Annotated in this window: 6 protein-coding genes and 1 pseudogene; 4 read left to right on the forward strand and 3 right to left on the reverse strand. The window is 39.9% G+C overall.

What is annotated here, in order from left to right; translation table 11 throughout:
- On the reverse strand, positions 1-181 hold a 181-nt coding region (locus AN490_RS22760; protein ID WP_300007310.1), incomplete at its 3' end, for a hypothetical protein.
- A 325-nt stretch (positions 182-506) separates the two neighbouring features.
- On the opposite strand from AN490_RS22760, the pseudogene AN490_RS22765 reads away from it, so the two are divergent.
- Positions 507-806, forward strand: a pseudogene (locus tag AN490_RS22765) (DUF4351 domain-containing protein); the annotation flags it as partial.
- A gap of 63 nt (positions 807-869) precedes the next feature.
- Here the strand turns inward: AN490_RS22765 and AN490_RS22770 are convergent.
- Entirely contained in the window at positions 870-1,370 is a 501-nt protein-coding gene (locus AN490_RS22770; protein ID WP_015078289.1) for a thioesterase family protein, read from the reverse strand.
- A 159-nt stretch (positions 1,371-1,529) separates the two neighbouring features.
- On the opposite strand from AN490_RS22770, the gene AN490_RS22775 reads away from it, so the two are divergent.
- Positions 1,530-3,002, forward strand: a complete 1,473-nt coding sequence (locus tag AN490_RS22775) for a leucyl aminopeptidase (RefSeq protein ID WP_300007313.1) — start codon at positions 1,530-1,532, stop codon at positions 3,000-3,002.
- 85 nt (positions 3,003-3,087) lie between these two features.
- Here the strand turns inward: AN490_RS22775 and gntT are convergent, their stop codons facing one another.
- Positions 3,088-4,443, reverse strand: a complete 1,356-nt coding sequence (gene gntT, locus AN490_RS22780) for a guanitoxin biosynthesis MATE family efflux transporter GntT (protein WP_300007315.1) — start codon at positions 4,441-4,443, stop codon at positions 3,088-3,090.
- A gap of 316 nt (positions 4,444-4,759) precedes the next feature.
- On the opposite strand from gntT, the gene plsX reads away from it, so the two are divergent.
- Complete coding sequence (gene plsX, locus AN490_RS22785; RefSeq protein ID WP_168695056.1) at positions 4,760-5,785, forward strand: phosphate acyltransferase PlsX; 1,026 nt, start codon at positions 4,760-4,762, stop codon at positions 5,783-5,785.
- Between the two features lie 219 nt (positions 5,786-6,004).
- Positions 6,005-7,003, forward strand: coding sequence for a beta-ketoacyl-ACP synthase III (locus AN490_RS22790; protein WP_300007317.1), 999 nt, complete (start codon positions 6,005-6,007; stop codon positions 7,001-7,003).
- The last annotated feature ends 83 nt before the right edge of the window (positions 7,004-7,086 follow it).

Raw genomic sequence — 7,086 nt, forward strand, 5'->3', positions numbered from 1 at the left:
TAAGACCTCTACTTGTGCTGGAGAAATCCTGGGCGAGCAAGTCATATCTTTGAACAAAGAATCCCCGTCTCTTTAGAGCGGGGAGTGTCAACTTATTAGTAGCTTGGATAGTTTTTATCATTCTCTGGAAACTAATTAAAACCACGATTAAAACGGCCATTATCTCTGCCAGTGTTGTCATGTTATTATACTTTGGTTTCGGTATTACTCCCCAAGATATTTGGCAGCAAATCAGCCAATTTGCTCAAACTTTCTCCCAAACGCCAGTGAAAAAGTGACAATTATTATGATAGAGGCTATGGAAACCCATCAACAAAACTACAAATATTGTCAGAAGCCAGCAAATGAGTTTCCGAGGCTTCCTGCTGACTTCCGGCTTCCTAAAATAAGGAGACATTCACCATGATAAAACCAGTTGTTACCCAAAATCATCCTTGGGTGATAGTCAGAATTGTAACCATTACCCAAAGGGTGTAAATTGTGAGTTTTGATAATGTTTGTAAAAAGAGATTTTAGCAGGTTTGCGATTCGAGAAAAATCTAATTCGTCAATTATTGAGCGAGGATATTATGCAAGAATCTGTAATTTATCAGGATATTTTGCAAAAGGGAGAAATAAAAGGAGAACAAAAAGAAGCTTTTCGTTTCTTGAATCGTCAATTAAATCGGCGGTTTGGTGAAATATCTTTACCAATAATTGAAAAGATGCGCTTATTATCCACTGAACAATTAGAAATATTAGGAGAAGAGTTTTTAGACTTTTCAGCAATATCTGATTTAGTCACTTGGTTAGATAGACAAAAGTAGATAATTTAGGGCAATTTCAACCTGGATATTGCCCTAAAAAATCTAATTTTTCATTTTTAATAATTACCCAATCTTCCGAGATCCAGAAATTTTCGCTAAAGCATCTTGAAACGCGGGTGGTAACTGCCGCATAATTTTACCCTTTTCCCGATCTAAAGCCACTAACGTCACCTGAGCAGTAATGTATAAATCCTGACCATCAGGAGAAACAAGGGTATAGTCCCAGTTCATTCGCACTCCAGTCACCTCAGCCATCCGTGTTTTTACTAAGACTGACATCCCTAACTGCACCGACCGATGATAACGGATTGACAACTCCACTACAGGCAAATCACAACCTAACGCCACTAAATCAGCAAATTCAATGCCAATAGAACGCAAGCATTCTACCCGTGCTTCTTCCATCCAGGTCAAATAAGTGCCATGCCAAACAATACCTGCGTAGTCAGTATGGTGAGGTTGCGCCCTAACTGGATATTCAAACCAATTTTCAAATGCAACATTAGTTACACTCTCAATGGCACTAGTTGGTGGTAGTTGGGGTTGATTTGTATCTTTAGACATATTAATAATTTTTACAAGTAGCAGATTTCTAAAAAACAGATAAAACTTGTAAACTGTTTCTAATTCTACCAGATTGTCAAGACGTTGCGTCAAACGCCCATGATTCAGAAAATTTGAGCAATACTGGTACATGACGGAAGATCAACAGAACTTACAAAAATGACGATTCAACCTACAAATACAGCATTATTAGATTGGACTGGTGATACTTTAGCCATTGGCTTATTTGAAGACGCAGTAGAGTTAACTGGTGATCTTGCCAGCTTAAATGATAAATGTGCGGGAATTGTCCAAGAAGTTATTGCCGAAGAAGAATTTACAGGTAAGGTAAATAGCACTATTGTTATTCGCTTAGGTGCGACTCATGCCGTGCGGAAGCTGATTTTGGTGGGTTTAGGGAAACCAGACGCGCTGAAATTAGAAAATTTACGCCGGGTTGCGGCTACTGTAGCCCGAACCGCCAAAAAGCAAAAAACCAAAACCCTGGGAATCAGTTTACCATTGTGGAACAATGATCCAGCCGCCACAGCCCAAGCATTGACTGAAGGCATAGAATTAGCACTTTACCAAGATATTCGCTTTAAATCTGAGCCAGAAGATAAAAATCCCCAGATCGAAACTATTGATTTACTTGGTTTAGCAGGACAAGAAGCTGCTATTGCCCGTGCTAATCAAATTGTTTCTGGTGTGATTTTGGCAAGACAGTTAGTAGCAGCCCCAGCTAACGCGGTTACATCTATCACTATGGCAGAAACTGCTCAAGCGATCGCTCACGAACACGGGTTAGAACTGGAAATTCTCGAACAGGAAGAATGTGAAAACCTCGGTATGGGAGCATTTTTGGGAGTTGCCCAAGCTTCTGATTTACCACCAAAATTCATTCACCTCATCTATAAACCAGCCACCACACCGAGACGAAAACTGGCAATTATCGGTAAAGGTGTAACTTTTGATTCCGGTGGTTTGAACATTAAAGGGGCTGGTAGCGGCATTGAAACCATGAAAATGGATATGGGTGGTGCAGCGGCAACTTTGGGCGCAGCTAAAGCCATTGGACAACTCAAGCCAGATGTAGAAGTTCACTTTATCTCCGCCGTCACCGAAAACATGATTAGCGGTAAGGCTATGCACCCTGGAGACATCTTAACCGCATCAAATGGCAAAACCATCGAAGTTAACAATACCGATGCAGAAGGGCGTTTAACCTTAGCTGATGCCTTGGTCTATGCTGATAAATTGGGTGTAGATGCGATCGTTGATTTAGCTACTCTTACAGGTGCTTGTGTGGTAGCTTTGGGTGAAGATATCGCTGGTTTATTTACACCAGATGATGCGGTGGCTTCCCAACTGCAAACAGCCGCTGATAGTGCTGGTGAGAAAATTTGGCGGATGCCAATGGAAGACAAATATTTTGACGGACTTAAATCTGGTATTGCCGACATGAAAAATACCGGACCCCGTTATGGCGGTTCTATTACTGCGGCTTTGTTCCTGAAGCAGTTTGTTAAGGATACTCCTTGGGCGCATTTAGATATTGCCGGGCCAGTTTGGGCTGATAAGGAACATGGCTACAATGGTGCCGGTGCAACTGGTTTTGGTGTGAGAACACTGGTTAGCTGGGTTTTGAGTTAATTTAATTTCCTCTAATCTGGACAAGACAAGATCCCCGACTTCTTCGAGAAGTCGGGGATCTGAGAAAACAAATGGGAGTCTTATATCAACTGGAAATTAATGGCTGATTTTCTAAACTTTTATCTTTAAATGTTTGGGGTACAGATACACCTAATAAAATCATATTACTTGTCATGTAAGACAATAAAGTAGACCACAATAAATGATTATTATGAAAATACCAAGCTGCAATTAGTAAGGGTATAAAACCCACTACAAAAGATAATAATACCGTATTACGTAAAGTTGCCCCTTCCTTTAAGCCAATAAAATAACCTTCTAGCATAAAAGTAATGGCAGTAATTACTAAAATAGGCAGTAACCAAATGGTATATTGATTAATCTCTTGATTCACTTCTGTGTGATTAGTTAATAATCCAAATACCTGATCAGGGAAGAAAATAGATGTCCCGGCAAAACCTAATGCAATCACCACACTAGTCACTAAAGAAACTATTAATAAAGGGATGATCTGTTGAGTATTACCTTTGCTTTTAAAATTCGCTGTCAGGGTTTGCATTGTTACTCCTACCCCTTGAATTGTAAACTGACTCAAAAGAGCAATTTGGAGTAATAAACCATTTTGAGCTAAAACAGTTGTTCCCATGGTTGCACTTAAATTAGTAAAAATAGAATAGACAGAAATTAATACTAAAAACCGAATCAAAATATTACCTTTTAACGCAAAAGTTTCCTTTAAAGCTACCCAATCAAATAATTCTTGAATGGCTACTGGTACAGCTTGCCAAGGAATAGTAAAAAACATCCATATTAAACCCACGATTAAAGCTAAATACTGGCTTAATGCTGTTGCTAACCCTGCGCCTGCACTTGCCCAACCCCATTTAGAAATCATCAGATAATCTAACAATACATTAGAACCATTACCGACAATTGACATTAATAGCATCACCCAATTCATTTCTCTACCTAAAAACCAACCAAATAAAACAAAATTGAGGAGGACAGCAGGTGCGCCCCAAATTCGCGCATAAAAATAATCAACTCCAGCAGATTCAATATCTGAAGAACCACTCAAAATGAAAAAACCAATTTTTTGTAAAGGATATTGCAATAAAACAATAATTAAACCCACTAGTAAAGCAATTAAACCACTCCGTAAACCAGCTAAAACTACTGCTTTATCATCATTTTTACCAACAGCTTGAGCCGTTATAGCATTGGTGCTAGAACGCATGAATTTTAAGACTCGATAAAGATAATCAAAGAGAATAGTTGCTAAAATCACTCCTGCTAAATGTCGAATATCTGTTAAATGCCCTAAAAAAGCAATATCTACCAAACCAGCCAAAGGAACCATCATATTTGCAAGCACGCTGATGCTTGCCAGTCGGTAAAATCTGCCTAAAAAATTGTAGTTACTGGGGACTGTAAAACTCATCTTTGTTGTTTGGTCTGCTATAATTTCAGTTTATTATCATCTAAAAAACGCCTTTATAGTAATTAGTAAGGGGTAGTTCATTCACATATTTTCCGGTGAACGGTAAAAGAGCATAAAAAAGCTTTAGCCTTACCGTTGTCAGTCCTATTCAAAATACCTATATGCTTAATTAGGTATCGTTATATTTCAATTAATGCAAGCTCCTGAATTCTTTTAGTTGCAGAAAAAGTAGATTTTCTTATGCTTTTTTGAGAATTTTAAATTTTTAAGTATTGCAATCTGATAAAATTTGTAAGGTTTCTATAAGCTCTGAGCAATGGGATCGACTGGTGTAAGGATCGCAATTGACGCAATGGGGGGAGATCATGCACCCGCTGAAATCGTCGCCGGCGCACTGCGGGCGCGAGAGGAATTGGGTGTCAAAATATTATTGGTTGGAGATCCCCAACAAATTGAGGCTGTAATGCCGCCAAAGACAACTATGGCGGATTTGGAGATTGTTCCTGCCGAGGAAACGATCGCTATGGATGAAGATCCTCTCAACGCAGTTAGACGCAAGCGGAAATCTTCCATCAACATAGCGATGGATTTAGTTAAAAATCAACAAGCAGATGCTGTATTTTCTGCTGGACACTCTGGGGCAGCCATGGCCTCAGCTTTGCTACGCTTAGGAAGATTACCGGGAATTGACCGCCCAGCAATTGGCACAGTATTCCCCACCATCAAAGCAGGCAAGCCAGTAATGATCCTGGATGTCGGTGCTAATGTAGACTGTCGCCCTAAGTTTTTAGAGCAGTTTGCAGTCATGGGTTCAATTTACAGTCAGTATGTTTTGGGAACAGAAAATCCCAAAATAGGTTTATTGAATATTGGCGAAGAAGATACTAAAGGTAACGAAGTAGTTCTTCGCGCCCACCAATTGTTACGGGAAAATACTCAAATTAATTTTACTGGTAATGCTGAAGGGCGTGATGTATTGTCCGGTGAATTTGATGTGATTGTTTGCGACGGCTTTGTGGGTAATATTTTATTAAAATTTGCCGAAGCAGTTGGCGGAGTAATTCTGCAAATTCTCCGAGAGGAATTACCCCAAGGGATACACGGTCAAATCGGTACAGCGATTTTAAAACCCAACTTAAAACGCGTTAAACAGCGCATGGATCACGCTGAACATGGAGGTGCTTTGCTTTTAGGTGTCAGTGGTATTTGTTTTATTGGTCATGGTAGTTCCCAAGCACCATCTATTTTTAGTGCCATTCGCATGGCTAAAGAAGCCGTAGATAATCAGGTGTTAGAAAGACTTCAATCCCAATATCAAATTCTCCAAAATGAAAGTAGTTAACTATTACTTCTCAAAAGTAGAGATCCTCCGCTAACAGCCATTTGTCACTTGTCATCCAATTTTAGATCGCGGATTTTAGATTCATAATTACTTTTATAAATCTATTGTTCTTGATCTCAAATCTAAAATTGGGATTGTCATTGGTACTCGTTATTAATGCTTACAAACAAGACAACTGACAATTTACAAATGACAATTGACAATTGAGGAAAAAAAGAAGTGCAAAATTTTTTTAACGGTGGTATAGCAATTACAGGCAGTGGTTCAGCAGTCCCAGCAACTTGTTTACACAACCAAGAGTTAACTCAACTGGTAGAAACATCAGATGAGTGGATTGCCTCAAGAACAGGAATTCGTCAAAGACGGTTAGCGTTGCCCCCTGACTCACTGGCATCATTGGCCACTGCGGCTAGTCAACAGGCCATTGCTGCCGCCGGGATCACAGCAGCAGACATAGATTTAATTTTATTGGCCACCTCCACCCCTGATGACCTATTTGGCACTGCTTGCCGTGTTCAAGGTGAATTAGGTGCTACCAAAGCAGTCGCCTTTGACTTAACCGCCGCTTGTTCTGGTTTTGTCTTTGGTTTAGTTACAGCCGCACAATACATCAGAACAGGTGTTTATCAAAATGTACTCTTAATTGGGGCTGATATCCTCTCTCGGTGGGTAGATTGGCAAGATAGACGCAGTTGTGTGTTATTTGGTGATGGGGCTGGGGCAGTGGTATTACAGGCTAATAAGAGCGATCGCCTATTAGGATTTTGCCTCAAAAGCGATGGTTCTCAAAACAATTGTCTTAACCTGTCCTATAACGCCTCTACCACAGAACTGACACCAGATATTCATGTATCTACAGGCAAATATCACCCCATTACCATGAACGGCAAAGAAGTCTACCGCTTCGCTGTGCAAAAAGTCCCAGAAGTGATAGACAAAGCCCTGTTTGCAGCTAATCTCAAAGTTGAAAATATAGATTGGCTAGTATTACATCAAGCAAATCAAAGAATTATCAATTCCGTTGCTGAACGCTTAGAGATTCCCGAACATAAAGTGATCAGTAATGTATCCGACTATGGTAACACCTCCGCCGCATCTATCCCCCTGGCGTTAGATGAAGCAGTGCGAGCCGGGAAAATCAAACCCAATGATATTATTGCTGCATCTGGTTTTGGTGCCGGTCTTTCCTGGGGTGCAGCCATTTTTAAATGGGGGTAGAAACAGCTTGATAATTTCTACCCATAACTATCCATATATTACTGTTTGTCCAAGTCTTCAATAAGTTGATCAACAAATTCCCT

The sequence above is a fragment of the Anabaena sp. AL09 genome (assembly GCF_001672255.1).
In the GTDB taxonomy this organism is placed as follows: domain Bacteria; phylum Cyanobacteriota; class Cyanobacteriia; order Cyanobacteriales; family Nostocaceae; genus Dolichospermum; species Dolichospermum lemmermannii.

Coding starts and splice junctions, on each gene's coding strand:
- plsX (WP_168695056.1), top strand. CDS start 4,760: ATGGGATCGACTGGTGTAAGGATCGCAATTGACGCAATGGGGGGAGAT.
- gntT (WP_300007315.1), bottom strand. CDS start 4,443: ATGAGTTTTACAGTCCCCAGTAACTACAATTTTTTAGGCAGATTTTAC.
- AN490_RS22775 (WP_300007313.1), top strand. CDS start 1,530: ATGACGATTCAACCTACAAATACAGCATTATTAGATTGGACTGGTGAT.
- AN490_RS22770 (WP_015078289.1), bottom strand. CDS start 1,370: ATGTCTAAAGATACAAATCAACCCCAACTACCACCAACTAGTGCCATT.